This window comes from Sphingomonas sp. CCH15-F11, assembly GCF_001557005.1.
Classification (GTDB): Bacteria; Pseudomonadota; Alphaproteobacteria; order Sphingomonadales; family Sphingomonadaceae; genus Sphingomonas.
In genome coordinates, this window is sequence record NZ_LSKG01000037.1 from 1 (window position 1) to 26,812 (window position 26,812).

General features: G+C 68.2%; 31 protein-coding genes. 26 read left to right on the forward strand and 5 right to left on the reverse strand.

All coding sequences use genetic code 11. The annotated features are described in order from the left end of the window. The 3 genes from AX709_RS03665 to AX709_RS03675 all read right to left on the reverse strand — a co-directional run. Positions 1-704 (reverse strand): thiamine pyrophosphate-binding protein (locus AX709_RS03665; protein WP_269453972.1); only part of this gene is annotated, 704 nt, incomplete at its 3' end. A gap of 10 nt (positions 705-714) precedes the next feature. Further along, a complete protein-coding gene (locus AX709_RS03670; RefSeq protein WP_066482059.1) occupies positions 715-1,131 on the reverse strand; it encodes a hypothetical protein in 417 nt (138 codons plus the stop codon). 47 nt (positions 1,132-1,178) lie between these two features. Next, positions 1,179-2,618: an NAD-dependent succinate-semialdehyde dehydrogenase gene (locus AX709_RS03675; protein ID WP_066546934.1), complete on the reverse strand. Its 1,440-nt coding sequence runs from the start codon at positions 2,616-2,618 to the stop codon at positions 1,179-1,181. Between the two features lie 251 nt (positions 2,619-2,869). On the opposite strand from AX709_RS03675, the gene AX709_RS03680 reads away from it, so the two are divergent. The 25 genes from AX709_RS03680 to AX709_RS03795 all read left to right on the forward strand — a co-directional run bounded on the left by AX709_RS03680 (position 2,870) and on the right by AX709_RS03795 (position 23,356). After that, positions 2,870-3,577: a CoA transferase subunit A gene (locus tag AX709_RS03680; RefSeq protein ID WP_066546936.1), complete on the forward strand. Its 708-nt coding sequence runs from the start codon at positions 2,870-2,872 to the stop codon at positions 3,575-3,577. A 39-nt stretch (positions 3,578-3,616) separates the two neighbouring features. Next, a complete protein-coding gene (locus AX709_RS03685) occupies positions 3,617-3,877 on the forward strand; it encodes a type II toxin-antitoxin system Phd/YefM family antitoxin (protein WP_066546938.1) in 261 nt (86 codons plus the stop codon). Beyond that, positions 3,874-4,266, forward strand: coding sequence for a type II toxin-antitoxin system VapC family toxin (locus AX709_RS03690; protein ID WP_066546940.1), 393 nt, complete (start codon positions 3,874-3,876; stop codon positions 4,264-4,266). Before AX709_RS03685 ends, AX709_RS03690 begins: the two co-directional genes overlap by 4 nt. A gap of 12 nt (positions 4,267-4,278) precedes the next feature. Continuing rightward, positions 4,279-4,947, forward strand: a complete 669-nt coding sequence (locus tag AX709_RS03695; protein WP_066546942.1) for a 3-oxoacid CoA-transferase subunit B — start codon at positions 4,279-4,281, stop codon at positions 4,945-4,947. An 87-nt stretch (positions 4,948-5,034) separates the two neighbouring features. After that, positions 5,035-6,375 carry a LysM peptidoglycan-binding domain-containing protein gene (locus AX709_RS03700; protein WP_066546944.1) on the forward strand — a complete coding sequence of 447 codons (1,341 nt, stop codon included), beginning with the start codon at positions 5,035-5,037 and terminating at the stop codon, positions 6,373-6,375. 55 nt (positions 6,376-6,430) lie between these two features. Then, complete coding sequence (locus tag AX709_RS03705) at positions 6,431-6,856, forward strand: hypothetical protein (protein WP_156454142.1); 426 nt, start codon at positions 6,431-6,433, stop codon at positions 6,854-6,856. A gap of 75 nt (positions 6,857-6,931) precedes the next feature. Beyond that, on the forward strand, positions 6,932-7,900 hold the full coding sequence (locus AX709_RS03710) for an NAD-dependent epimerase/dehydratase family protein (RefSeq protein WP_066546951.1): 969 nt from the start codon (positions 6,932-6,934) through the stop codon (positions 7,898-7,900). A gap of 46 nt (positions 7,901-7,946) precedes the next feature. Beyond that, the gene (gene leuC, locus AX709_RS03715) at positions 7,947-9,395 is read left to right on the forward strand and encodes a 3-isopropylmalate dehydratase large subunit (RefSeq protein ID WP_066546953.1); all 1,449 of its coding nucleotides are present in this window, start codon (positions 7,947-7,949) and stop codon (positions 9,393-9,395) included. Between the two features lie 4 nt (positions 9,396-9,399). Next, positions 9,400-9,540, forward strand: coding sequence for a hypothetical protein (locus AX709_RS18500; RefSeq protein WP_156454143.1), 141 nt, complete (start codon positions 9,400-9,402; stop codon positions 9,538-9,540). 325 nt (positions 9,541-9,865) lie between these two features. Beyond that, positions 9,866-10,726 (forward strand): N-acyl homoserine lactonase family protein, encoded by an 861-nt coding sequence (locus tag AX709_RS03720; protein ID WP_443026163.1) that lies wholly within the window; start codon positions 9,866-9,868, stop codon positions 10,724-10,726. Beyond that, positions 10,726-11,355, forward strand: coding sequence for a 3-isopropylmalate dehydratase small subunit (leuD, locus tag AX709_RS03725; protein WP_066546955.1), 630 nt, complete (start codon positions 10,726-10,728; stop codon positions 11,353-11,355). The genes AX709_RS03720 and leuD overlap by 1 nt, the downstream gene beginning before the upstream one ends. Then, entirely contained in the window at positions 11,318-12,319 is a 1,002-nt protein-coding gene (locus tag AX709_RS03730; RefSeq protein ID WP_197418957.1) for an NADPH:quinone oxidoreductase family protein, read from the forward strand. The genes leuD and AX709_RS03730 overlap by 38 nt, the downstream gene beginning before the upstream one ends. A 222-nt stretch (positions 12,320-12,541) precedes the next feature. Then, complete coding sequence (locus AX709_RS03735; protein WP_066482085.1) at positions 12,542-12,865, forward strand: DUF1476 domain-containing protein; 324 nt, start codon at positions 12,542-12,544, stop codon at positions 12,863-12,865. Positions 12,866-12,867: 2 nt separating this feature from the next. After that, positions 12,868-13,107, forward strand: a complete 240-nt coding sequence (locus AX709_RS03740; protein ID WP_066482089.1) for a BolA/IbaG family iron-sulfur metabolism protein — start codon at positions 12,868-12,870, stop codon at positions 13,105-13,107. A 6-nt stretch (positions 13,108-13,113) separates the two neighbouring features. After that, on the forward strand, positions 13,114-13,437 hold the full coding sequence (grxD, locus tag AX709_RS03745; RefSeq protein ID WP_066482097.1) for a Grx4 family monothiol glutaredoxin: 324 nt from the start codon (positions 13,114-13,116) through the stop codon (positions 13,435-13,437). A gap of 401 nt (positions 13,438-13,838) precedes the next feature. After that, the gene (locus AX709_RS03750; protein ID WP_066482100.1) at positions 13,839-14,210 is read left to right on the forward strand and encodes a BlaI/MecI/CopY family transcriptional regulator; all 372 of its coding nucleotides are present in this window, start codon (positions 13,839-13,841) and stop codon (positions 14,208-14,210) included. Beyond that, positions 14,207-15,886 (forward strand): M56 family metallopeptidase, encoded by a 1,680-nt coding sequence (locus AX709_RS03755; RefSeq protein ID WP_066546958.1) that lies wholly within the window; start codon positions 14,207-14,209, stop codon positions 15,884-15,886. The genes AX709_RS03750 and AX709_RS03755 overlap by 4 nt, the downstream gene beginning before the upstream one ends. Positions 15,887-16,073: 187 nt before the next feature. Further along, the gene (locus tag AX709_RS03760) at positions 16,074-16,940 is read left to right on the forward strand and encodes an MBL fold metallo-hydrolase (protein WP_066546961.1); all 867 of its coding nucleotides are present in this window, start codon (positions 16,074-16,076) and stop codon (positions 16,938-16,940) included. Beyond that, positions 16,922-17,629, forward strand: a complete 708-nt coding sequence (locus AX709_RS03765) for a DUF4230 domain-containing protein (protein ID WP_066482108.1) — start codon at positions 16,922-16,924, stop codon at positions 17,627-17,629. Before AX709_RS03760 ends, AX709_RS03765 begins: the two co-directional genes overlap by 19 nt. Positions 17,630-17,703: 74 nt before the next feature. Beyond that, on the forward strand, positions 17,704-18,483 hold the full coding sequence (locus AX709_RS03770) for a hypothetical protein (protein WP_066546962.1): 780 nt from the start codon (positions 17,704-17,706) through the stop codon (positions 18,481-18,483). 54 nt (positions 18,484-18,537) lie between these two features. Continuing rightward, on the forward strand, positions 18,538-19,548 hold the full coding sequence (gene nadA, locus AX709_RS03775; RefSeq protein WP_066546965.1) for a quinolinate synthase NadA: 1,011 nt from the start codon (positions 18,538-18,540) through the stop codon (positions 19,546-19,548). Between the two features lie 112 nt (positions 19,549-19,660). Continuing rightward, positions 19,661-21,325, forward strand: a complete 1,665-nt coding sequence (locus tag AX709_RS03780) for a response regulator (protein WP_066546967.1) — start codon at positions 19,661-19,663, stop codon at positions 21,323-21,325. Then, positions 21,294-22,139, forward strand: a complete 846-nt coding sequence (nadC, locus tag AX709_RS03785) for a carboxylating nicotinate-nucleotide diphosphorylase (protein WP_066546968.1) — start codon at positions 21,294-21,296, stop codon at positions 22,137-22,139. Before AX709_RS03780 ends, nadC begins: the two co-directional genes overlap by 32 nt. A 69-nt stretch (positions 22,140-22,208) precedes the next feature. After that, complete coding sequence (locus AX709_RS03790) at positions 22,209-22,643, forward strand: hypothetical protein (RefSeq protein WP_156437817.1); 435 nt, start codon at positions 22,209-22,211, stop codon at positions 22,641-22,643. Then, positions 22,640-23,356 (forward strand): ribonuclease T2, encoded by a 717-nt coding sequence (locus AX709_RS03795; RefSeq protein ID WP_066546976.1) that lies wholly within the window; start codon positions 22,640-22,642, stop codon positions 23,354-23,356. The genes AX709_RS03790 and AX709_RS03795 overlap by 4 nt, the downstream gene beginning before the upstream one ends. Before the next feature lie 27 nt (positions 23,357-23,383). On the opposite strand, the gene AX709_RS03800 is transcribed toward AX709_RS03795, so the two are convergent. Both AX709_RS03800 and AX709_RS03805 read right to left on the reverse strand, forming a co-directional pair. Beyond that, positions 23,384-23,815, reverse strand: a complete 432-nt coding sequence (locus AX709_RS03800) for a DUF4112 domain-containing protein (protein ID WP_066546980.1) — start codon at positions 23,813-23,815, stop codon at positions 23,384-23,386. A 5-nt stretch (positions 23,816-23,820) separates the two neighbouring features. Continuing rightward, complete coding sequence (locus AX709_RS03805; protein ID WP_066546983.1) at positions 23,821-25,269, reverse strand: ABC transporter substrate-binding protein; 1,449 nt, start codon at positions 25,267-25,269, stop codon at positions 23,821-23,823. Between the two features lie 131 nt (positions 25,270-25,400). Here AX709_RS03805 and fumC point away from each other — a divergent pair, with 131 nt between their 5' ends. Further along, positions 25,401-26,792: a class II fumarate hydratase gene (fumC, locus tag AX709_RS03810; protein WP_066546986.1), complete on the forward strand. Its 1,392-nt coding sequence runs from the start codon at positions 25,401-25,403 to the stop codon at positions 26,790-26,792. Positions 26,793-26,812: the final 20 nt, after the last annotated feature.

Consider the following 26,812-nt stretch of genomic DNA (forward strand, 5'->3'; position numbering starts at 1 on the left):
GCCGCCGCCACCGGGATGCCCCAGCTGCGCGCGAAGCAGTCGAAGGCCGCGCCGGTCGCCGTGTCCCAGCCTGCCCCGCCGACGATCGCCACCGGACGCTCGGCCTTGCGCAACAGATCGAGCATTTCGGCGAAATTATCGGGGTCGGGGGCGATCGGATGCCGTTCGACTCGCGGCCGATCCACCGCCTCGACCACATCCTTCAGCATGTCTTCCGGCAGCGCGATCACCACCGGGCCGGGCCGGCCGCTGATCGCCACGCTGAACGCGCGCGCGACATATTCGGGGATGCGGCGCGCATCGTCGATCCTCAGCGCCAGCTTGGCCAGCGGGGCGAACATCGCAACGAAATCGACTTCCTGGAAGCCTTCGCGGTCGCGCATCCCGCGATCGACATCGCCGATGAACAGGATCATCGGCTGCGAATCCTGCATCGCGACATGGACGCCGATCGAGGCATTGGTCGCCCCCGGCCCGCGGGTGACGAAACACACGCCGGGCCGCCCGGTCAGCGCGCCGTCGGCGCACGCCATGAAGGCCGCCCCGCCCTCCTGCCGGCACGTCACGACATCGATCGCGGGCGCATCGACCAGTGCGTCGAGGACGGCCAGAAAGCTCTCGCCCGGCACCTGAAAGATGCGATCGCAGCCCTGCGCGACCAGATTGTCGACCAGGATGCGGCCGCCGCTGCGTGGTTCAGTCATGCCCGGCTTGTTAGCGGGCAGCGGCTTCCCTGCAAAGCGGCGCCGCATCCTCCGGATCGTCGTCGGCCATCAGCCACGCTTCGGCCTCTGCGATACTGGTGAAATAACGCGCATCGCGCCGCTCGGCCGCGCGCAGCAGCTGCATCCGTGCGAGCGAGGAGGAAAAGACGAAGGCCAGCTTGCGCGACTGCTGGCTGCGATCGGCGAGCACCGATCCGAACGCCTGCACCATTTCCTGCGGCTGGATCTTCATCTCGCGCACATCGGCCAGCGTGACATGCTGGTTGGGACCACAGGTCAGCCGGCGATGCGCGGCGTTACGGGCGGCGACGAACCGCGCAATATCGTCCGGGCCGAAAAAGCCGGCCAGCTTCTGACGGACAAGGTTGCGCGACGGGTCGACGTCGATTTCGAATCTTGCGTCCATCGCGACTTGATAGCAGCAATATTTTGCCAAATCGTAACCGACATGGCTCAGGCCTGATGGATCGCCTTGGTCACCTGATAGCTCGCCAGCCCCTCCGGCCCGCCTTCGCTGCCGAAGCCCGAATGCTTGATGCCCCCGAACGGCGCATCGGCGCTGCTGATCGCGAAATTGTTGATGCCCACCATGCCGGCCTCCAGCGCGTCGCCGAGCAGGTTGGCGCGCCGGCCATTTTCGGTGAAGGCGAAGGCGGCCAGGCCATAGGGCAGGCGGTTGGCCTGTTCGATCACCTCATCGAACGTTTCGAACGACCGGCTGACCGCGACCGGGCCGAACGGTTCGTTCGACATGATGTCGGCCTCGACCGGCACGTCGGCGAGCAGGGTCGGGCGGAAGAAGAAGCCGCCGTCACCGAACCGCTCCCCCCCGGCCAGAGTCCGCGCGCCCTTCGCCTGCGCATCCGCCACAAGCTTTTCCACGGCTTCCGGGCGGCGGATATTGGCGAGCGGCCCCATGCGATTGGCGGGGTCCGACCCGTCACCGACCGGCAGCCGCGCGGTGCGCTCCGCAAACCCCGCGAGGAACGCCTCGTAGATCGACGCCTCGACATAGAAGCGCGTCGGGCTGACGCACACCTGTCCGGCGTTCCTGAACTTTTGCGGGACGACCATGTCGAGCGTCTTTTCCAGGTCGCAATCGGCAAAGATTAGCACGGGCGCATGGCCGCCAAGCTCCATCGTCGTGCGCTTGACGCCGTCGGCGGCGAGCTTGAGCAGGTGCTGGCCGACCGGCACCGATCCGGTGAAGCTGACCTTGCGCACCACCGGCGAGGCGATCAGGTGGCGGCTGACCGTATCGGGCACCCCGAACACCAATTGCGCGGTGCCTTTGGGTAACCCCGCATCGTCGAGGCAGCGCAGGATCGCGCTGGTGCACGCCGGCGTTTCCTCCGGCGGCTTGGCAATCACCGAGCAACCGGCGGCGAGTGCCGGCGCGAGCTTTTTCGCCATCAGATAGACCGGGAAGTTCCATGGGCTGAGCGCCAAAGTCACGCCGACCGGCTGGGGAATGACGATCGACCGCTGGCCGGTCGGGCGCACCAGCACGCGGCCATAGGCGCGCTTGGCCTCCTCGGCATAGAAATCGAACATCTGCGCCGCGCCCATCACCTCGCCCTTCGCCTCGGCGATCGGCTTGCCCTGTTCGCGCGTCAGCAGTGCGGCGATTTGGTCGGCGCGCTCGCGCATCAGCGCCGCGGCCTTGTGCAAAATCGCGCCCCGCGCCTCGACATCGGTTGCCCGCCAGGGCGCGAACGCCCGGTCGGCGGCGTCGAGCGCCGCATCGAGGTCGCTGGACGAGGCGAGCGGCACCTCGGCGATCGCATCGCCAGTCGCCGGGTTCACGACTGGGCGCGTGTCGCGCCCCTCGCCCGCCTGCCATGCCCCCGCGACGAACAGCTTGAGGTCGGCGTCATAGGCTTGGTCGGGCATGGTGCGTCCTTCGGCAGGCGGTGGGCTAGGCACCCCAGATAGGTCACCCGCAATCGCGATGCGAGGGGGCGGATGGACAGCGCCGGTGCGTCGGCCGCACCCCACGCTGAAACGAGCGCATTCGGCCGATCGCCGGCCGCTCGCGCTCGCTTCGGCGCACCACCGCAAGGTTGCGGTAAAGCCGGACAGGCATCGCTTGACCGCGCGCGCCGGCCGCGCCTATCCGGCGGGCGCAATTGAGGGAGTCCGCGATGAACAAGCTCTATCCCGATGCCGAGGCCGCGCTCGCGGGGCTGTTGCGCGACGACATGCTGATCTGCGCCGGCGGCTTCGGACTTTGCGGCATTCCCGAACGGCTGATCGACGCGATCCAGGCGTCGGGGGTGAAGGGGCTGACCTTCGTCTCCAACAATGCCGGGATCGATGGCGAGGGGCTGGGCAAGCTGCTGCGCACGCGCCAGATCAAAAAGATGATCTCCAGCTATGTCGGCGAGAACAAGGAGTTCGAGCGGCAATATCTGTCGGGCGAGCTCGAGGTCGAATTCTGCCCCCAGGGCACGCTCGCCGAACGCTGCCGCGCGGGCGGCGCGGGCATCCCCGGCTTTTACACCCGCACCGGCGTCGGCACGAAAGTGGCCGAGGGCAAGGAAGTGAAGGTCTTCGACGGGCAGGAATATATCCTGGAGCGCGGCATCGTCGCCGACCTGTCGATCATCAAGGGGTGGAAGGCGGACGAAGCCGGCAACCTCGTCTTCCGCAAGACCGCGCGCAACTTCAACCAGCCGATGGCGACCGCCAGCCACATCTGCGTCGCCGAAGTCGAGGAAGTCGTGCCGGTCGGCGCGCTTGATCCCGACGCGATCCACCTGCCCGGCATCTATGTGAAGCGCATGATCGTCGGCGCCCCCTATGACAAGAAGATCGAGTTCCGCACCGTGCGCCAGCGCGAGGCGGCGTGAGCTTGTGAAACCTCGGGAGGTGGACTAAGTAACTTAGTCATGGCAACCGTCACTGTCCACGAAGCGAAAACGCACATGTCGCGCCTGCTCGCCCGCGTCGAAGCGGGCGAGGAGATCATCATTGCGCGCGGCCGGGTGGAGATCGCGAAGCTGGTGCCGCTCAACCCGCCGCCGCCCGCGCGGCGCACGCCCGGGCGCTTCGCCGACCCGGCCGTTAAGGGCATCCTCGATCACGGCTTTTGGGATCCGCTGCCCGAGGATCATCTCGGCATGGCGATGCGTGATCGCCACACACCATGAGCCGCGGCTTCCTGCTCGATACCCATGCGTTGATCTGGTGGCTTGGCGAAGCGGAGCTTCTGACCATGACGTCGTTCGACGTGATCGCCGACCGGACGATCGACGTCTATGTCTCGCCGGTGTCCGCGATGGAGATCGCGACCAAGTTCCGCATCGGCAAGCTGCCATCGGCGGCGCCCTATGCCGGTCGTGTGGCGGAGATCGCGGTCGAAGAAGGCTTCGCGCTGTTGCCCCTCACGGCGGACCACGCCGATCTGGCGGGCAGCTTCATCTCCTCGAACAACGACCCGTGGGACCGGCTCCTGGCGGCGCAGGCCCGGCTCGAAAACCTCGCATTGATCAGCAACGATTCGAAAATGGCCGAATTCGGTATTTCCCAATACTGGTAGGAGCGCGAGCAGATGAGCGAAGTGGCGACAAAGGGCTGGACCCGTGACGACATGGCGGCGCGCGCCGCGCGTGAGCTGGAGGACGGTTATTACGTCAATTTGGGCATCGGCATCCCGACGCTGGTCGCCAACCATATTCCCGAGGGCCTCGAAGTCACGCTTCAGTCGGAGAACGGGATGCTGGGCATCGGCCCCTTTCCCTATGAGGACGAGGTCGATCCCGACCTGATCAATGCGGGCAAGCAGACGATCAGCGAGCTCGATTCCTCCTCCTATTTCTCGAGCAGCGACAGCTTCGCGATGATCCGCGGCGGGCATATCGACCTGACCGTGCTCGGCGCGATGGAGGTGAGCCAGGGCGGCGACATCGCCAACTGGATGATCCCGGGCAAGATGATCAAGGGCATGGGCGGCGCGATGGACCTGGTCGCCGGCGTCAAGCGCATCATCGTGGTCATGGAGCACAATGCCAAGGACGGCGGCGCGAAGTTCATTCCCGAATGCACGCTGCCCCTGACCGGCCGGAACGTCGTCGATATGATCATCACCGACCTGGCGGTGTTCGAGCGCCCCGACCATCAATCGCCCTTCCGCCTGATCGAGCTGGCCCCGGGCGTCACCGCCGACGAAGTCGCGGCCAGGACCACCGCGCAGTACGAGGTCGCCCTCACCCCGGCATGACCGCGCCCGCGCCTAGTCGGTCCGACTAGAGACGGACACGAGACGATATGGGATGCCTGCCCCCCTCGCGTATCGAGGAGTGGGTCCATGGTCGGTGCGATCGCAGCGCGTGAAGGTCAGTCCCTGTCGGCGTCGGCACCGCCGCCACCGCCGGCCATCCACCGCATCGCCCCCGGCGAGACCCTGTCGGCCATCGCCGCGCGCCATGGCACCGATGTCGCGACGCTGGCGGCGATCAACGGCATCCGCGATCCCGACCGCATCCGCGCCGGCGACGATCTGGTCCTGCCGGACGGGGCGGGTCGCAACCATGTCGTGCAACAGGGGGACACGCTGGGCGCGATCGCGCGACGCGCGGGCGTCGGCATCGACGGCCTGCTTGCCGCCAACCCCCAGATCGCCAATCCCGACCGCATCTATCCGGGCGACGTGCTGCGCATCCCGGTTGCCGAGCGTCCTGCCACCGCCGGCCCCGCGCCCGCCAACCCCACGCCAACTGGCCCGGTCGCGCCGGTCGCCGGCACGACGCGCGTCGAAAACGGCACGCTGACGCTCAGCGCCGCCGATATCGTCGACCTCAAGAAGACGCTGCAGACCGAATGGGTGCAATCGGCGGGCGACGCGCAGGCGCACGGCATCATCGACACGATCCTCAATCGCACGGTGTCGGGGCGATGGGGCGACAGCGTCGCCGACGTCGTCAACGCCTATAACCAGTTTTCCGACATCAACGGGCCGGTGTCGCGCCGCGACGGTCGCAATTCGGTGGACGACATCCCGGCCAGCCGGATCAGCGCACGCGTCGACCAGCTGGTCGACAGCTATCTCGCCGAGCGCGCGGCGGGCCGCGCATCGTCGATCGGATCGCACCTCAACCACGCCAATCCCAATTATTCCAGCGCCAACAATTTGGGCTGGATCATGGCGCTGGACGGCCCGGTGCTGGGTCGTGGCGACGCGATCCACCGCCACGGCACGGTGCCCGAATTGCAGCGATACCGGCCTGGCGACTATGTGGTCGCCCTGCCCGGTGCCGCCGAACCCTCACCCCTTCGCGAGCCGCCCGGCGCGTTCGACGGCCGCCGCCTCGCCGCGGAGGCGGGTGTGGCGATCAAGGGACCGGGTGTCCGCATCGACCGGCTGGCATCCGAAATGGCACCGGCGATCCGTGCCGTGGCACAGGCCGCCGAACGGCTCGGCCTGCCGACGCCGGTCATCACCTCGGGCAATGACAGCCGCCACGGCACCGCATCGCTGCACTATTCAAACGAGGCGCTCGATTTCCGGGGCAACAATATCAGCGTGGCGCAGGGCAATGCCCTGCGTGACGAGGTGCAGCGGATCCTGGGCGACCGCTACGACGTTCTGTTTGAAACCTTTGCCAATGCGAGCAACAACCATCTGCATGTCGAATTCGACCCGGACTAGCCGCGTGATGGCACCTGGCCCCGTGCGGCCGATCGGATGGGTTGCGGCGCTGTGCATGGCAGCCACCGCCTGCTCGGCCAGCGACGACGCCGGCGCGGCCCAGGCGCGCAAGCCCGCGGGCGCGCCTCACACGACGCCCGCCGCGGCCAAGCCTCCGGCCCCGGCGGGAACGTCACGCATCCTCGGCAAGCGCGACTTCGTGCTGCGCGGCGCACCGGCGTGCGACATCCGCTATGTCTATGCCGGTCACGCGCCCGAAACCCTGTTCTGGGAAGAACCCTGCGCCTCGGTCACGGCGATGATGGTGACCCGGCCCGAGCTGGAAAAGCTCGGCCGATGGTCGCGGCTCGACAGTTTCGCACAGAAATTCGTGACAGCGCTGCCGGGTGGCCAGGTACTCTATGTCGAAGGCGGCTTCAGCGCGTCGGTCTATCCGATCGGCACCACCGGCCAAGCCTATGAGGTGTCGGTCGCCGACTGACCCGATACCAACGGCCACGCAATCGCGACATGTTCCCGCTTTTCGGCGCGGCGTCGCGCGGGTAGGGACGCGGCCATGAACATCCTGCTGACCGGATCGTCGGGCTGGCTCGGCCGTTTTCTTGCCCCCCTGCTGCGCGCCGCAGGGCATCATGTCGTCGGGCTCGACGTCGCCCCCGGGGCGGATACGCAGGTGATCGGATCGGTCGCCGACCGCGCCGTCATCGACCGCGCCTTTGCCGACCATGCGATCGAGGCGGTGATTCATGCCGGCGGGCTGCACAAGCCCGATATCCCCCGCTATCCGGCGCAGGCGTTCATCGACGTGAACGTGACCGGCACGCTCAACCTGCTGGAGGCCGCCCGGGCCGCCGGGCACGACCGCTTCGTCTTCACCTCGACCACGTCGCTGATGATCTCCCGCGCCATCCGCGACGAAGCGGGCGATGCGGCGGTGTGGCTCGACGAAAGCTCGGGGCCCATCGAACCGCGCAACATCTATGGCGTGACCAAATACGCCGCGGAGCAATTGTGCCGCCTTGCCCATCTCGAATATGGCCTCAACGTCGTCGTGCTGCGCACCGGGCGCTTCTTTCCGGAGGAAGACGACACGCATGGCGACCCGCCCGGCGAGAATTTGAAAGCCAACGAGTTCCTCAACCGCCGCCTGACCGTGGAGGATGCGGCACGCGCGCATGTCGCCGCGCTGGACGCCGCGCCGCGTGTCGGCTTTGGCACCTACATCGTCTCCGCGCCCACGCCTTTCGCGCGTGCCGATGCGACCGAATTGAAGCGCGACGCCGCCGCGGTCATCGCGCGGCATTTCCCTGACGCACCCGCGCTCTATGCCGCGCGCGGCTGGCGGCTGCCCGACACGATCGGCCGCGTCTATGATTCGGGTGCGATCCAGCGCGATCTCGGCTTTGGCTTCGACACCGATTTCGCCGCGGTGCTGGCGGCGCTGCGTAACGGGGCGCGACTGCCCTTCGCGCACGACCCGCGCTATGTCAGCCCCAAGGAGCGCCCGCTCGCCCCGCAAGAATGATGCGCCCACGCTTGCGCGCGCGCAGCAAATGGTTAAGGCGCGGCGCATGGCCAGCCGTCCGCTCACCCTTTACGAGAAAATCTGGGCCGATCATGTCGTCGAACGGCGCGATGACGGCACCTGCCTGATCTATATCGACCGGCATCTGGTGCACGAAGTCACCAGCCCCCAGGCGTTCGAGGGGTTGCGCAGCGCCGGACGGCCGGTCCGCCGCCCCGACCTGACGCTGGCGGTACCCGACCATAATCTGCCGACTACCGCGCGCGTCGATGCCGCGGGCCAGCCGATCCCGATCGCCGACGCGGCCAGCCGCGAGCAGCTCGCCGCGCTGCGCCGCAACGCGCCCGAATTCGGCATCCGCTATATTGACGCGACCGCGCGCGAGCAGGGCATCGTCCATGTCGTCGGCCCCGAACAGGGCTTCACGCTGCCCGGCACCACGCTTGTCTGCGGCGACAGCCACACCGCGGCACACGGGGCGCTGGGCGCGCTCGCCTTCGGCATCGGGACCAGCGAGGTCGAGCATGTGCTCGCCACCCAGACGCTGCTGCTCACCCCGTCGCGGACGATGGAAGTTCGCGTCGACGGCACGCTCGGCTTCGGCGTCACCGCCAAGGACGTCATCCTGACGATCATCGGCCGCATCGGGGCGGCGGGCGGCACCGGCCATGTCATCGAATATACCGGCGAGGTGATCCGCGACCTGTCGATCGAGGGGCGGCTGACCATCGCCAACATGTCGATCGAGGGGGGCGCGCGCGCCGGGCTGATCGCGCCCGATGACAAGACCTTCGCCTATCTGAAGGGCCGCCCGCTGGCGCCGACCGGCGATGACTGGGACCGCGCGGTCGCCTATTGGCGCACGCTGCCGACCGATGCGGGTGCGCGGTATGACCGCACGGTGCACATCGACGCGAGCGACATCGCGCCGGCGCTGACCTGGGGCACCAGTCCGGAGGATGTCGTGCCGATCACCGGCGCGGTGCCCGATCCCGACAGCTTCGCCGATCCCGCCAAGCGCGAGGCGGCGCGCAAGTCGCTCGCCTATATGGGGCTGACGCCGGGCACGCGGATGCAGGACATCGCGGTCGAGCACATCTTCATCGGCAGCTGCACCAACAGCCGGATCGAGGATCTGCGCGCCGCCGCCGCGGTGTTGCGCGGTCGCCGCATCGCCGACGGCATCCGCCAGGCGCTGGTCGTGCCGGGATCCGGGCTGGTCAAGCATCAGGCCGAGGCCGAGGGGCTCGATCGCATCTTTACCGATGCGGGCTTTGAATGGCGCGAGCCGGGATGTTCGATGTGCCTGGGCATGAACCCGGACAAGGTGCCGCCAGGCGAAAGATGCGCTTCCACCTCGAATCGCAATTTCGTAGGACGGCAGGGGCCGGGCGCGCGAACCCATCTGGTTTCGCCCGTGATGGCCGCGGCGGCGGCGGTGACAGGCCGGCTGACCGATGTGCGCGACCTGGTTCGCGCGGGTGAAGGGGAGTGAAGGCATGAAACGGGTCATGGTGCTGCTGTTCGCGGGCACGATCATCAGCGGGCTGGCGGCGGCCTATGCCGGCTATGCCGGGACGGTGAAGCGTGGCGAGGTGCGCCAAGCGGAGCGGGCGGAGGGTCAGCGCGCGGAGCTGTGAAGCGCTTTCCGCCCGCTTTCGGAAAGGCTGCATGTAGTCGCTGGTTTACGCAATTTCCCTACCCCCGCTCATCCTGAGAGACTGATTTGGAAAGTGCGTTTGATCGAGGAACGAGCTGCAATTTTCTCGTCACCCCGGCCTTGAGCCGGGGTCCCGCTGCCTGATCCGGCGCGAGAAGAAGCGGGACCCCGGGTCAAGCCCGGGGTGACGAAAAGTAAAGGGCTAGGTTTTGCAACGACGCCTATTCCCGGTCAGCCTCTGAGTAGGGGATGAGTGGGTGGGTTTGATTGAAACAAGGCCTGGCTTCCACCGGCACCCAAGGAGAATGACCATGCGGCATTTCGCGACTTCCACGCTCGGCGCCATTGCTGCACTCGCGCTTGCCGCGCCGCTGGTCGGCCAGTCGACGGCACCCGCCGCCGCCGCCCCGGTCAAATTGTGGCGGCTCGATTGCGGCAGCGTCGTCGCCAACAATCTCAACGTCTTTTCCGATACCCAGGCCTATACCGGCCAGTCGAAGCGGCTGACGTCGAGCTGCTATCTGATCCAGCATGGCGCCGACTATCTGCTGTGGGACACCGGCCTGCCCGCGGCGCTCAAGGGCGCGGCGATCGACCCCAAGGCACCGATCGCCGCCACCGTGACCAAAACGGTGGTCGAGCAGCTCGCCGAGCTTGGCGTGCAGCCGGACGCGGTGAAGATGGTCGGCATCAGCCATTATCACTATGACCATATCGGCCAGGCGGGCAGCTTCCCCGCCGCGACGCTGCTGATCGGCAAGGGCGATTTCGATGCGCTGAAGGCCGGTGCGCCCGGCACCAACCCCGCCCCCGTCGCCAACTGGATCACCGGCACCGGCAAGGCCGAGCCGATCAGCGGCGACAAGGACGTATTCGGCGACGGCAGCGTCGTCATGCTCAACCTACCGGGCCACACGCCGGGCCATCACGGATTGCTGGTGCGCCTCGCCGGCGGCAAGCGGTTCCTGCTGACCGGCGACCTCAGCCATTTCCAGGAAAATTACGACAGCGACGGCGTGCCCACCTTCAACACCGACCGCGCCGATACGCTCGCCTCGATCCACCGGTTCAAGGCGATGGCGAAGAACCTGAAGGCCACCGTCATCATCCAGCACGAGCCCGCCGACATCGCCAAGCTGCCCGCCTTCCCCCGGGCGGCCGAGTGATGGAGCCGGTCCGCACCGTCGCCGGGCGCGCCTATCCCTGGGGCGCGAGCAATGTCGACACCGACGTCATCATCCCCGCCGAATGGCTGAAGACGATTACCCGGTCGGGCCTGGCCAGGGGCGCGTTCCAGACCGTGCGCGCCGAGCCCGGCAACGTGTTCGACGATCCCGAATATGCCGGCGCGCCGATCCTGATCGCGGGCGACAATTTCGGCTGCGGCTCCAGCCGCGAGCACGCCGCCTGGGCATTGAACGACATGGGCGTGCGCGCGGTGATCGCGCCCAGCTTTTCCGACATCTTTGCCGGCAACGCCTTCAAGAACGGCATCGTCACCGTCGCCTTGCCTCAGGAAGCGATCGACCGGCTGATCGAGGTCGCCCGTACTCAGCCGATCACTGTCGATCTGGAGACGATGACCGTCACCACGCCCTTTCAGGACCGCTTCGCCTTCACCCTCGACCCGTTTCGCCGCCAATGCCTGATGGAAGGGCTGGACGAAATCGCGCTGACCCTGTCAAAGGATACCGCGATTTCGAAATATGAATCCGCGGTCGCCGATGCACGCCCGTGGATCGGCAGGAGAGGCGGACATGCGGGCATTGTTGTCGAAGGAACCGGGCGGACCTGAAACCCTGGAACTGGCCGAGCTGCCCGATCCGGTCGCGGGCGCGGGGCAAGTGGTGGTCGATGTCCGCGCCTGTGCGATCAACTATCCCGACGTCCTGATCATCGAGGACAAATATCAGTTCAAGCCGCCCCGCCCCTTTGCACCGGGCAGCGAGATTGCGGGCGTCGTCTCGGCGGTGGGCGAGGGCGTCACCGGCTGGGCGGTCGGCGACCGGGTGATCTCAACCGTCGGCCATGGCGGGCTGGTCGAACGCATGGCGATCGACGCAAGCCGCCTCTATCGCTTGCCCGATAATCGCAGTTTCGAGGACGGGGCGGCGCTGCTCCTCACCTATGCGACCACCATCCACGCGCTGCTCGACCGCGGGCATCTGAAAACCGGCGACACGTTGCTGGTGCTCGGCGCGGCGGGGGGCGTCGGGCTGGCGGCGGTGGAGCTTGGCAAGGCGTTCGGCGCACGCGTCGTCGCGGCGGTGTCGAGCGAGGCCAAGGCCGAGGCCGCGCGCGCGGCCGGCGCGGACGGGGTCATCGTCTATGCCCGCGCGCCGTTCGACAAGGACCAGTCCAAGGCGCTTGCCGATCAGTTCAAGGCCGCGACCGGCCCCGGCGGCGCGAACGTCATCTATGACCCGGTCGGCGGCGACTATGCCGAACCCGCGCTGCGTTCGATCGCGTGGGAGGGACGCTATCTGGTCATCGGCTTCCCCGCCGGCATCCCGCGACTGCCGCTCAACCTGACGCTGCTCAAGAGCTGCGATGTCTGCGGCGTGTTCTGGGGCGCGTTCGCTGCGCGCGATCCCGCCGGCAACCAGGCGCATGTCGATCATCTGTTCCGGCTTTGGGCGGAAGGGCGGATCAGTCCGCGCGTGACCGAGGTGTTCGACTTCGCCGAGGGCGGCCGGGCGATCGCGAAGATGGCGTCGCGCGACGCGATCGGCAAGCTGGTGGTCCGCGTCGGCGGCTGAGGCGTGGTCTAAAGTCCTCGCCATTTCAATGATTTTACCGTCACCCCGGCCTTGCGCCGGGGTCCCGCTGCCTGATCCGGCGCGAGAAACAGCGGGACCCCGGCTCAGGCCCGGGGTGACGAAAAGCGCGGGTCACCCTCTAACCACCCACGCGCCGTTGCGCTTCTCCGGCACGGTGCCTATTTCCGGGGCGGAACATCCATCATGGGGCGCTGCTGACCGATGACCACTTTTGACGACCGCGAACGGGCTTTCGAGGCGAAATTCGCCCGCGACGAGGAGATGCTGTTCCGCGTGCACGCGCGGCGCAACCGCCTGGTCGGGCAATGGGCCGCGCAGCAGATGAAGCTGACGCGCGAGGAAGCCGAAGCCTATGCGACCGCGGTCGTCCAGGCCGATTTCGAGGAAGCAGGCGACGAGGATGTGGTGCGCAAGCTGATCGCCGACCTGACCGCCGCCGGCGTCGCGATCGACGATGCGACGGTGCGCGCGGCGCTGGCCGACATGGAGGTCGAAGCCCGCCGCCAGCTGATGGAAGCCAAATAGCCATGCCGATGGCGGCCGCAGAGATCGAGGCGCTGATCGTCGCGGGCATTCCCGATGCTCGGGTCGAGATCACCGACCTTGCCGGCGACGGCGATCATTATGCCGCGCGCGTCGTCAGCGAAACCTTTCGGGGGCTGCCCCGGATCAAGCAGCACCAGGCCGTCTATGCGGCGCTGGGCGGGCGGATGGGCGGCGTGCTGCACGCGCTGCAACTGACCACCGCCGCGCCGGTACAGGAGTGAAGTGACATGACCGACGACGCACAGGCCCGGATCGACGGGATCGTGAAGACCAATGACGTAGTGCTGTTCATGAAGGGCAGCCCGCTATTTCCCCAGTGCGGCTTTTCCAGCCGCGCGGTCGCCATCCTCCAGCATCTCGACACGCCCTTCGAAAGCGTCGACGTGCTCCAGGATCAGGGCATCCGCCAGGGGATCAAGGAATATTCCGACTGGCCGACCATCCCCCAGCTCTATGTGAAGGGCGAGTTCGTCGGCGGCTCCGACATCATGATGGAAATGTACGAATCGGGCGAGCTCGCCGAGCTGCTCGGCGCGAAGGCGCAGGGCTGAACGTACCCGCCTGCTCCGGCGGGCGCTTGATCGTCGAATGAAGCGGGATGGCGGGCCGATACGGAGATCGGGGGGGCATCGGCCCGCCGGATTGAAGCCGTCCTTGCGCTCGGCTGTCCTCCTGTCCCGCACCATCCGTGCCAACTGGCACGAATGACGGCCAGATGCGGCTTGCGATCGTTAACGCCCCGCCCGGCCGTGCCCCGGCTGTAAAACCCACCGACAGCGCCTCCCGAACCGCCGCGACTGACCCCCGGCCCTGCCGTTCGTCGCCATCCGGTCATTTCCCGACCGTTTCGTTCATTCGCGGTTCAGCCGGTTGACTACAGATGTAATCAAGACGATTACGGCTGTGGTCGACAGGCCGCGAGTCGATTGGCCGGATGGGGTAAAACGAACAGATGACGCAGGAACGGATCAGCGACGCCGAACATAGCGTGATGGAGGTGTTGTGGGACGAAAGTCCGCTCACCGCCCAGGATGTCGTCGACCGCGTCGCGCCGGCGCGCGACTGGACCGCCAACACGGTGAAGACGCTGCTCGGCCGGCTGTTGTCCAAGGGCGTGATCGCGCATGAGGCCGACGGTCGCCGCTACCTCTATCGCCCGCTGGTTGCGCGGGAGGATTATGTCGAGGGCGAATCGCGCCGCTTCATTGACCGGCTGTTCGGCGGCCGGCTGACCCCGCTGGTCGCGCACCTCGCCGAGCGCGACGCGCTGACCGACCAGGACATTGCCGAGATCGAGGCCCTGCTGAAGGAGCTGAAACAATGATCGCGTGGATCGTCGAGGCGCTGATCGCCTCCAGCCTGCTGATGCTGCTCGTCCTCGTGCTGCGCGATCCGGTGCGCCGCGCCTTCGGCCCTTCGGTCGCCTATGCGCTGTGGGCGCTGCCGGTGCTGCGGCTGTTCCTGCCGCCCCTGCCCGGCGACTGGCGGCTCAGCCAGCTGATCGCGCCGGCGGTCAGCGGCATGAGCGACAGCGGCGTCGCGGTCGGCGTGCTCAATCCCGCGCATCTGTCGCTGGAGCTCGCCCGCCAGTCGATCCTGGACGCGAAGATCGCGATGGCCCACGGCCCAGTCGAGATCGCGGTGCTGCCCCCCGTCGCCACGCCGCACGGGCCGAGCATCGCAGTCCTGGTCGGTGCGCTCTGGCTGGTCGGCGCAGTCGCGTTTCTCGCCTATCATCTCGTCTCGCACAGCCGCTTCTGCGCGCGGGTCCATGCCCAGGCACGGCGCAAGCGCCTGGTCGCCGACGGACGGGTGACGGTGATCGAGACCGCGGCGACCAGCGGCCCGCTCGCCTTCGGCATCTGGCGCAAATATGTCGCCTTTCCGCGCGACTTCGCCGAGCGTTACGATCCGGTCGAGCGCAACCTGGCGCTGGCGCACGAGCTGACCCACCACCAGCGCGGCGACCTCGTCGCCAACTGGGTGGCGCTGGCGATGCTCGCGCTCCACTGGTTCAACCCGCTGGCCTGGCGCGCGTTCAAGGCGTTCCGCGCCGATCAGGAAATGGCCTGCGACGCCTATGTCCTGGCCGGCCGCGCGCCCGACCTGCGCCACGCCTATGGCCGCGCGATCGTCAAATCAGCGCATGGCGGCGCGGTGTCGGCTGCCTGCCACCTCCATACCATAAACGACATCAAAGGGAGACTGAAGATGCTGACAAAGCACAGGAAGATGACTCGCGGCCAGCTGGTGGGCGGCACGCTCAGCCTGACGACACTGGCGATGGCCGGACTGTTCGTCACCGCGTCCGGCACCGCCGCGGCCGAGCGGGTCCGCGAGCGGGTGAGCGCCACGATCGGCGCCGATCTGACGCGGCTGTCGGCGGTCGCGCTGCAGTCCGCCCCGCCGGCTCCGCCCGCCCCGGCGGCCGCGCCCGAAGCGACTGAGGCACCCGAAGCGCCCGAGGCCCCGGAAGCCCCGGAGAAGATCAAGAAGATCGAGCGCCGCTTCGTCGTGGTCCGCACGCCCGAGGGCGAGGAGCATACGACGTTCATGACCATGGACGGGAAGGACATCGCCGAACTGCGCAAGCTGGCGGACTCGGCGGCGCTGAAGGCCGTCGATGCCGAACGGCTCGCCCGGGAAGTGGAACGGAACCTGCCCGAGATCGTCGAACGCGATTGCGGCAAGGGCAAGGCCCCGGTCATCCACCTGCAAACCGGCGAGGGCGGCGCCAAGAAGCCCGCGACGATCATCTGCAAGGATCGGATCGAGTGGATGGCGAAGGATGCCGCCGGCAAGGCCGAGCGCACCCGCGTCTTCGCGCTTAATTCGGCGCGCATGGGCATCCAGAGCGCGATGTGGGGCCTGAAGCATGCGCGCAACACCATCGAACATCAGTCCGAGCTCAGCGAGGAACAGCGGCGCGAGGCGCTGGCCGGCATCGATCAGGCACTGAAGGAGCTTCAGGCCGAGAAGATCGACGGCGACGAGAACTGATCGACACGCTTTCCGCCTCCCCTGGGGAGGGGACAGCGCGGCGGCGGGGCACCCCATGGCCCGCCGTCGTCGCAACCGGGGCCGGCTCCATCTTCCTTCGTGCGCGGAGCCGGCCCCGTCCTTTTTCGCGCGCGCGGCGCGCGGCGCGCCCTTGCCAGCCGCCGGCCGAACGGCCATCTCCATTGATATGAGCGAGCCCCCCTTTGGCATCGCGGTGCAGGTCGAGCCGCTGGTCGCGCGCGTGCTGGCGCCCAATCCGTCGCCCTACACCTATTGGGGTACCCAGACCTATGTCGTCGGCGCCACCGGTGCCGCCGACGTCGCGGTGATCGATCCGGGTCCTGACGACGCCGCGCACGTCGACGCGATCGTGGCGGCGGCGGGTTCGCGCCGGATCGCGGCCATCCTGTGCACCCACACCCACCGCGACCACAGCCCCGCCGCCGCCCCGCTGCGCGCGCGGACCGGGGCCGCCATCGTCGGCTGCGCACCGCTGTCGCTCGACGATGCCGGGCCGCGCGCCGACGCCGCGTTCGACCCGGCCTATGCGCCGGATCGCGTGCTGGCGGATGGCGAGGAGGTGGCGGGCGACGGCTGGACGCTGCGCGCGGTCGCGACGCCGGGGCACACATCCAACCATCTCTGCTACGCGCTGATCGAAAGCGGCGCGCTGTTCACCGGCGATCACGTCATGGCGTGGTCGACCAGCGTCGTCTCGCCGCCGGACGGCGACATGGCGGCCTACATGGCCAGCCTGGAGCGGCTGATGACGCGCGACGACCGCATCTATTACCCCGCGCATGGCGACGCGATCGACCGGCCGCAGCGGCTGGTGCGCGGCATGATCGGACACCGCAAGCAGCGCGAGGGCCAGATCCTGCGCCTGTTGCGCGACGCGCCCCGCGCCATCCCGGACATGGTGGCGCAGATGTATGCCGGACTCGATCCCCGGTTGCACGGCGCGGCGGGGCGATCGGTGCTCGCCCACCTGATCGACCTGGAAAATCGCGGGTTGGTGGTCGGACAGGAGGATCGATGGCGGGGGGTCGCGTAAGCCGCGCGCTGGTCGGCGCCGCCGGCCTGCTGGTCCTGATCGCGCTGGCCGGCGCAGCTGCGGTCTGGCTGGTCGGGCGAAGCGTCGAGCAGCGGCTCGATCCCGATCCGGTGACGATCGCCAGCGCCAGCCTGCAGGGGCTGCGCGAACAGAACCGGCTGTCGGCCTTTGCCGCGCGCTATGTCGCGGTGGTGACGTCGCGTCAGACCCGGCTGGGCCTGTCCGCCGAACGCACGCTGATCCTGCCGGGGCTGGTCCGGTACGAGATCGACATGGCCGAGCTCGGCCCGGACGATATCGCCTGGGACGCGCCCACGCGGACGATGCGCGTGCGCCTGCCCCCTGTCGCCATCGTCGGCCCGCAGATCGACCTGACCCAGATCCGCGAATATGACGGCGGCGGCATCCTGCTGGCGATCACCGATGCGGAGGCGCGGCTCGATGCCGCCAATCGCCGCGCCGGCCAGGCGGAACTGGTCCGCCAGGCGGGCGAGCCGGTGCCGATGAAGCTGGCGCGCGATGCCACCCGCCGCGCGGTCGAGCGCAGCTTTGCCCTGCCGCTGCGCGCCGCCGGCGTCGATGCGCGCGTCGAGGCGTTCTTTCCCGACGAACCTGTGCCCGGCGACGACGAACGCTGGGACGTGACGCGATCGATCCAGCAGGTGCTGGCCGACCGCCAGGCGCGCTAAGCGCGCACGCGGACGACTGTCGCCCGGCCCGCGATTGCGCTATAGGCGCGCGCAGTCATTCGGGGGGATGCAAAATGGTCACAGCCTTCTCCGCGTCACCGGTCGCCGTACCGCGCGACGCGCGCTTCTTCGTCACGATGGCGCTGCTGATGGCGCTGGTGCTGGTGGCGGGGTTCGCCACGCAATATCTCGCCGGGCGATCGAGCTTCGACGCGCCCGTGCTCACCCACGCACATGGCATGATCTTCTTCGGCTGGGTCGCGCTGCTCGTCACCCAGACGCTGCTCGCGTCGCGCGGATCGATCGCGCTGCATCGCGCGCTCGGCTGGATCGGCGCGGGATGGGTGATCGCGATGCTGATCGCGGGGGTCGGCGTCATCATCGTGAAGACGCAGGCGGGTCTCACGCCCTTCTTCTTCCAGCCGCAATATTTCCTGATCGTCAATCCGATGACGATCTTCGCCTTTGCCGGGCTCACCGCAGCCGCGATCGTCAACCGCCACCGTACCGACTGGCACGCGCGGCTGCACCTGGGGGCGATGACGATGATCCTGGGGCCGGGCTTCGGGCGCTTGCTGCCGATGCCGCTGATGATCCCCTGGGCATTCCAGATCGCGGCGCTGGTCGCGCTCGTCTTCCCGATCGCGGGCATGATCCGCGACCGGCGGGTCGAGGGACGGGTGCACCCGGCATGGTGGTGGAGCGTGGCGGTGCTGCTCGGCACGCTGGGGGTCGGCGAGCTGATCGTGCGCAGCCCGGTCGGCGACGCGATCTTCGCAGCCGTCACCGCCGGGCATCCCGGCGCGTCGGCCGCCCCGCTCGCCTTTGCCCCGCCTCCGCCCGCGCGCCCTTGATTAGCGCGCGCCGGGCGGCCATGTGGGCCGTTCTGGCAATGCGGGGTACGGGACATGGACGCACGCAACGGCATGGGCGGATCGCTGGGCGGGCTCGACCTGCTGGCGGAGATCGACCGACTGCGCCATGCGCGCAACGCCGTCATCCTGGCGCATTACTACCAGCGTCCCGAATTGCAGGACATCGCCGATTTCGTCGGCGACAGCCTGGAACTGTCGCGCCGCGCGGCGGAGACCGACGCCGACGTCATTGCATTTTGCGGCGTGCGCTTCATGGCGGAAACCGCCAAGATTCTGAGCCCGCAGAAGATCGTGGTGCTGCCCGACATGGACGCCGGCTGCAGCCTTGAGGACAGTTGCCCGCCCGAACAGTTCGCCGCGTTCCGCGCCCAGCATCCTGATCACATCGCGCTCACCTACATCAACTGCTCGGCTGCGGTGAAGGCGCTGTCGGACGTGATCGTCACCAGTTCATCGGCGGAAAAGATCCTGAGCCAGATCCCGCCGGAGCAGAAGATCATCTTCGGCCCCGACAAGCATCTCGGCGGCTACCTGAAGCGCAAGACCGGGCGCGACATGCTGTTGTGGCCGGGGGTGTGCATCGTCCACGAAGCGTTCAGCGAAACCGAGCTGCTGAAGCTGAAGGCGCAGCACCCCGGCGCGCCCGTTGCCGCGCACCCGGAATGCCCGGCCCACATCCTGGATCACGCCGATTATGTCGGATCGACCAGCGGCATTCTGGAGTACGCCAAGACGATGCCCGGCGACACGCTGATCGTCGCCACCGAACCGCACATCATCCACCAGATGGAAAAGGCGGTGCCGGAAAAGACCTTCATCGGCGCGCCGGGTGCCGACGGCAACTGCAACTGCAACATCTGTCCGTACATGGCGCTCAACACGATCGAGAAGCTCTATGTCGCGCTGCGCGACCTCGAGCCGCGGATCGAGATCGAGGAAGAGCTGCGCCTCAAGGCCAAGACCTCGCTCGACCGGATGCTGGCCATGGCCAGCGGCACGGTCGGGCTCGGTGACCTGGGGCCGGTCAGGATCAGCGGCGACTGACGGCTTCGACTACGTTAAGCTCATGTTTTGAATTAGCTTCTAGCTTGTTGTCCCGACCCATGTGATGCTGGCGCCGGGGGCCGCTTTGGCCTGATGGGGCTGGGGACAAGCCATGCAGAATTATGTCGACCGACTGTTAGCCGGCGAATTCGCGCCGCACGGCTACTGCCTGTTGTGGCAGCCGGAACTGGTCTGGACCCATGTCATCTCCGACGGTCTGATCGCGGCGTCCTATTTCTCGATCCCCGTCGCCCTGGTCAGCTTCGTCCGGCGCCGCCGCGACCTTCAGTTCGGCGCGATCTTCTGGCTGTTCGCGATGTTCATTCTCGCCTGCGGGACATCGCATCTGATCGCGATCTGGAACCTGTGGCACGGCGATTACGGGCTGGAAGCGCTGATCAAGCTGGTGACCGCGGCGGCATCGGTGCCGACCGCCATCCTGTTGTGGATGCTCATCCCCCGGCTGCTCGCCATCCCGTCGTCCCAGCAGCTGCAGTTGGCCAACCAGGAGCTGGCCAGCATGGTCGAGCAGCGCGACACGGCGCTTGCCGAGCTCAAGGCACAGATCGGCGAGCGCGAACGTGCCGAAGAGGCTCTGGTCCAGGCGCAGAAGATCGACGCGATCGGCCAGCTGACTGGCGGAATCGCGCATGACTTCAACAATCTGCTTCAGGCAGTCGCCGGAAATCTGGATCTCATCCGCCAGCAGCCGGACCGGCTCGACGCGGTCAAGCGCTGGACGCAGAGCGCGATCGGTGCGGTCGAGCGGGGCGCCCGTCTGACTCACCAGCTGCTCGCCTTTTCGCGCGTCCAGCGGATGGAGCTGCGCCCGGTCGAAGTGAACGCGCTGATCGGCGGCATGCATGATCTGATCCAGCGCAGCCTGACGCCGACGATCCGGCTGGAAACCCGGCTGGAGGGTCAGGAAAGCACGGTGCTGGCGGATCGTACCCAGCTCGAGCTCGCGATCCTCAATCTCGCGATCAATTCGCGCGACGCGATGCCCGACGGCGGCACGCTGGCCATTTCGACCCAACGTACCCGGATCCGGTTCGGCGAGGCACCCGGGGTCGAGCCGGGCGAATATGTGGCGATCCGCGTCACCGATCAGGGCTCGGGCATGGTTCCCGAAGTCGCACGGCGCGCGCTCGACCCGTTCTTCACGACCAAAGGGGTCGGCAAGGGCACGGGCCTAGGCCTCAGCATGGTCTATGGCGTCGCCAAGCAGTCGGGCGGTGCGCTTCACATCGACACCCGGCCTGGACAGGGCACGACCGTCACCATCCTGCTGCGACGCGACCAGGAGACCGAACTGCTTGACGTCCCGAGCCTCAACCTCGCCAGCGAGACACCCGCGCCGCGCGCGCCGCACGATGATGTGCGGGTGATGGTGATCGACGACGATGATGGCGTGCGCCAGGTGATCGCAGACACGCTGGACCAGCTTGGCTATCGGGTCGAGGCCTTTGACGGCGGCGCACCGGGGCTGGCCGCGCTGCGCGACAGCGACCCGGCGCTGATGGTCGTCGACTTCGCGATGCCCGAGATGAACGGGGCCGAGGTGGTGCGCCGGGTGCGCCAGACCGCACCGAACCTGCCGATCATCCTGGTCAGCGGGTTTTCGGACAGCGCCGCGCTGGACGCGGTGATGGATGCCGACACCCATTTGCTGCGCAAGCCGTTTCAGGCTGGCGATCTGGCGCAACTTGCCTATCAGGGCGCGGTTCGCGGACTGGGGACGCAGCATGAAAGCATCGATGACTCTGGCGGGGTTTGACCGCGACGCGTTCGTCGCCGCGACGCTGGCCGAGGATCTGGGCGCGATCGGCGACATCACGTCGGCCGCGGTCATTCCCGCCGACGCGCGCTTCGACGGCGTGATGTCCAGCCGCGACGCGATCGTCGTCGCGGGACTTGAACTCGCTGAGGCGTTCTTCCGCGCGATCCAGCCCGACATGGCGATCACGCGCCTGGTCGCCGACGGCGATGCGGTTCCGGCCGGCACGCACCTGATGCGCCTGTCGGGCAATGCGCGCGCGATGCTGACCGCCGAACGCAGCGCGCTCAACACCGTCCAGCATCTGTCGGGCGTCGCGACGCTGGCGCGCGCCTATGTCGATGCGATCGCGGGCACGGGCGCGACCCTGCTCGACACGCGCAAGACGCTGCCGGGGCTGCGCGTGCTGGAGAAATATGCGACCCGCATGGGCGGCGCGACCAATCATCGCATGGGCCTGTGGGACGCCGCGATGATCAAGGACAATCATGTCGCCGTCGCCGGATCGGTGGGCGAGGCGGTGCGCCGCGCCGTCACGGCGGGGATCACACGCATCATCGTCGAGGTCGACCGGACCGAACAGATCGCGCCCGCGATCGATGCAGGCGCAACCCACCTGCTGCTCGACAATATGGACCTGGCGACGCTGCGCCGCGCCGTCGACCTGGTCGCGGGCCGCGTGCCGACCGAGGCATCGGGCGGGGTACGACTGGACACGATCCGCGCGATCGCCGAAACGGGCGTCACCTATGTCAGCGTCGGGCGGCTGACTCAGTCCGCGCCGGCCGCCGATGTCGGACTCGACTTCAATTAGGTTTGCGGCTTGCCGCGCAACGCGGTGAAGTTAGTATTCATGTTACCGTCACGCTATGGGGAGTCGCGCGTGTCCCGTCCCAAGTCGATCATCCTGTTCGAACGCCTGTTCTGGATCAGCGTCCTGCTCGGCATCGTGGCGACGCTGCTGGCCTGGGGTCCCGTGCGCGAACAGCTCAGCGCCGATCCCAACATCGCCGCGCTGGCGACGCCGTTGCTGATCATCGGCATCGTCATCAATCTCGGCCTGTCGTTCCTGCTGTGGCTGCTGATCGCGCGGCGCGGCAACAACACCGCGCGCTGGGTGATGGCGGTGCTGTATTTCATCAGCGCCGGCCTGTTCCTGAATACCGCGCTGTCCGACATGTTCGTGTTCGGGCCGTCGACCGTGGTCAACATCATCTCATGGGTATTCGCGGTCGCGTCGCTGCTGTGCCTGTTCCGCCGCGACACTGTCACCTGGTTCGCGTCCGACGCGCAGCCGGATGTCGAGCCGCGGACGTGATCCGGCGCGCCGCGATCGCGGCGATGGCCGCATGCGTGCTCCTTGCGCCGGGGAGCGCACTGGCCCAGGCCTATCGCTGCGCGATCCCTGCCGATCTGCCGCGTCCGCGCCCCGACGGGCCCGATGCGCAGACGCCGCGCCGGGTCGTCCCGATCGGCGGCTACACGCTCGCGCTCAGCTGGGCGCCGCAATATTGCCGCGAGAATGCACGCGACAGGAACGACCGGTTCCAGTGCGGCGCGGGCAACCGCTTCGGCTTCACGCTCCACGGGCTGTGGCCCGACGGTCGCGACCGGGTATGGCCGCAATATTGCCGGGCCGTGCCGCTGCTGAGCGAGCCGGTCGTGCGCGCCAATCTGTGCGCGACCCCTTCGGTCCAGCTGCTCCAGCACGAATGGGCCAAACATGGGAGCTGCATGGACGGTGGCGCGGCGGCCTATTTCGGGCGGGCGACGCGGCTCTACGCACGGCTGCGCTATCCCGACATGGACGCGCTGTCGCGGCGTCGAGACCTGACCGTCGCGCAATTCGCCACCGCGGTCGCGCGCGCCAATCCGGGGCTGCGGGCCGACATGATGCGGGTGACGACCGCGAAAGGCGGGTGGCTCGACGAGCTGTGGGTATGCCTCGACACGCGCTTTCGCTATCGCGCCTGTCCCGCGCACCAACGCCAGCCGACGGGCGGACGGCTGCGCATCTGGCGCAGCCGCTGATCCGTTCCGCGCGTCAGTGAACGCGCGCTAGCCCTGGATCGTGACCGTCGCCGGATGATGCTTGTCCAGATGACGGCGGATGATCTTCAGGTTGCGGCTGTTGGATCGAAAGAACAGGTCGGGCACCGCGCCGACGACCGGGATCAGGCCCAGCAACCAGTCGAAACCGACATTGCCCGCCATCCGCGCCATCTGAAGCCGGCTGAGCCCCAGATTGCGCGCTTCCCAAAGGATATAGCTGCCCATCGCGGCGGCGATGAAGCTGCCGCCGACGGGCAACAGGCTGAGCAGCGCGTCGAGCCCGAACTGCTGCTGCGTGCCCGGGATGGTGAAGGCGCGTTCGAGCACGCGCTCGATCGCCTCGACCCGGCGCCGGACCGATGCGGGGTCGGTGCCGACCTGCAATGCGGCGGCGATGCGGTCCAGGGTAGCGGGGTCGACGGAGTTGGGTTTGGCCATAGCCTCTAATTGGGGTCGGCGCGCAATCGATTCAACGGATGCCACCCGCGCGCATTGCCCTGCCACTGGCGCAGCCGCGGCGCGACCAGCGACCAACGCAGCGGTCGCGCGATCGGGATGAAGGCGGCATCCGCAGTCAGCGCCGCGTCCGCTTCCGCCAGGCGCTGGCGCTTGGCGTCGGTCGTCGTCGCGTCGCGTGCCGCATCGATCAGCGTCGCCGCGTCGTCGGCACAGCGCACGCACGCCGACGTCAGATACCAGCGCGCGGTGTCGGTCGGCGCAACCACGTCGATCAGGATCAGGTCGGCGGCGGCACGCATCCCGACGCGCTGGGGTCGCATCCCCGCCGCGCGTAGGTCCGCGGCAACCGCACCCCAGACCAGGTTGGCACCCGGCCCGTCGGGCAGCGCGATGCGGATCGCCGGCGCGCCTTGATCGGCCGCCCAGTTGTTTACCCGAGTGCGCGCCAGTGCCAGCCGGATATCGTAATTGAGCGACCGCCAGCTCGGCTCGGCGGGCGGCGCGGCGGAATCGAGCGGCTCGGGCAGGATCGTCTCCGCCGGGGCCCAGTCCTGGCGGAACTGGGCGAGCAGCCGCGGCCGGTCGATCGCCATCGCCACCGCCTCGCGCGCGGTGCTGGACGCCAGGAAACCCTGGCGACCGATGACGGCAAAGCCGAACAGCCCGGCGGCGGGATCGGTGCGCACGCTGCGCGGCGGCAGCTCGGCCAGGCCGAGCAGCGGCCAGTCGAGATAGCTGCCGCCCAGCACGAGGTCGGAGGCGAGCGCGGCGAAGCGGGCGATCGCCAGCGCCGCGCGCTCGCCACGCAGGCGCACCAGGTCCTCGGGCTGCGGCTCGGCCGCATCGGGATTGGCGACCGGGTCGAACACCGGGCTGAGCACCAGGCTGCCGCCCTCGCGCTCGGCCACGCGGAACGGCCCGCTGCCGGTCAGCCCGCGCGCGCGGATGATCGCCAGCTCGGGCTGGGCGAGCAGCTGCAACAAATTGGGCACCGGCCGCCTCAGGCGCAGCTCGACGATCTGCGGCGTCATTTCGACCGCTTCGTTGATGTTGGCGAGGAAGGGCTGGAGCCGGTTGGCCGATCCTTCGGCGATCGCGCGGTTGAGCACCGCGACCACGTCGCCCGCCGTCACGCGGCTGCCGTCGGCCCATTCAGCCTCGCCCAGCCGGAAGATGTAGCTGGTGCCGTCGTCGATCATGATCCAGCGTTCGGCCAGCCCCGGCTCGACCTGGCCATTGGCGTCGAAGCGGACCAGCCCCTGCGCGGTCGCGCCGACCAGGACGCGCTGCGGCTCGGTCATGTCGCGCTGCGACGGTTCGACCAGGCCGGCGCGCCCGCCGACGACGCTGACCACCACCGGCACATTGTCGGGGCGGCGCTCGCAGCCGACCGTGATCAGCAGGACCAGCAGGGTGAGCATCGCGCGCGCCATGACCGCCGTCCTATGCCGCGTGCCGCGCGCGGGCAACACGCGATCGGCGCGGCAAACAATCGCAAGCCCGCGCCTTGGCGAAGCCGGCGCGCGACCCCAGCTTGGGCGCGGGCCAGCCACGGGAGAATGCCATGAGCGCGACGCGTACCGAGAGCGACTCGATCGGATCGATCGAGGTTCCGGCCGACGCCTATTGGGGCGCGCAGACGCAGCGGTCGATCGGCAATTTTCCCTTCCCTGCTCACGAACGCATGCCGATCGGCATCATCCACGCGCTCGCCCGCATCAAGCAGGCGGCGGCACGCGTGAACCGTGCGCACGGGCTCGACCCCGCCGTCGCCGACGCGATCGAGGCGGCAGCCGTCGAAGTCGCGGACGGGGTGCTCGACGACCAGTTTCCGCTGGTCATCTGGCAGACGGGCAGCGGGACCCAGAGCAACATGAACGTCAACGAGGTGATCGCCGGCCGCGCGAACGAGGCGCTGACCGGCAGGCGCGGGGGCAAGTCACCCGTGCACCCCAACGACCATGTCAACATGAGCCAGTCGTCGAACGACAGCTTTCCCACCGCCCTCCACATCGCCGCCGCGATCGCCGCGACGCGCGACCTGATGCCCGCACTCGACCGGCTGCACGACGCACTCGCTGTGAAGGCGAAGGCGTGGGCGGGCCTCATCAAGATCGGCCGCACGCATCTTCAGGATGCGACCCCGGTCACGCTGGGGCAGGAATTTTCAGGCTATGTCCACCAGCTCTATCGCTGTCGCGCGCGGATCGAACCGGCGGTGATGCACGGCATGACCGCGCTGGCGCAGGGCGGCACCGCGGTCGGCACGGGGCTCAACGCGCCGCCGGGCTTCGACACCGCCGTCGCGGCGGAAATCGCCGCGCTGACCGGGCTGCCCTTCCGCACCGCCGACAACAAGTTCGAGGCACTCGCCTCCAACGACCCGCTCGTCCATCTGTCATCGACGCTCGCGACCCTTGCGGTCGCGCTGACGAAGATCGCCAACGACATCCGGCTGCTCGGCTCGGGCCCGCGATCGGGGCTGGGCGAGATCGACCTGCCCGCCAACGAACCCGGCAGCTCGATCATGCCGGGCAAGGTCAATCCAACCCAGTGCGAAATGCTGACGATGGTCGCAGCGCAAGTGATCGGCAATCATCAGGCGGTGACGGTCGGCGGTCTGCAGGGCCATCTGGAGCTCAATGTGTTCAAGCCGATGATCGGCGCGGCGGTGCTGCGCTCGATCGAGCTGCTGGCGATCGGGATGCGCAGCTTCGCCGATCACTGCGTCGACGGCCTCGTCGCCAATGAAGCGCGCATCGCCGAGCTGCGCGACCGGTCGCTGATGCTGGTCACCGCGCTCGCGCCCGAGATCGGCTATGACAATGCGGCCAAGATCGCCAAGCATGCCCATGCGCATGGCCTGACGCTCAAGGAGGCGGGGCTGGCGCTCGGCCTGGTCGACGCGGCGACCTTCGACCGCGTGGTGCGCCCCGAGACGATGGTCGGCGATTGAACCCGCCGACGGCTGGCGCG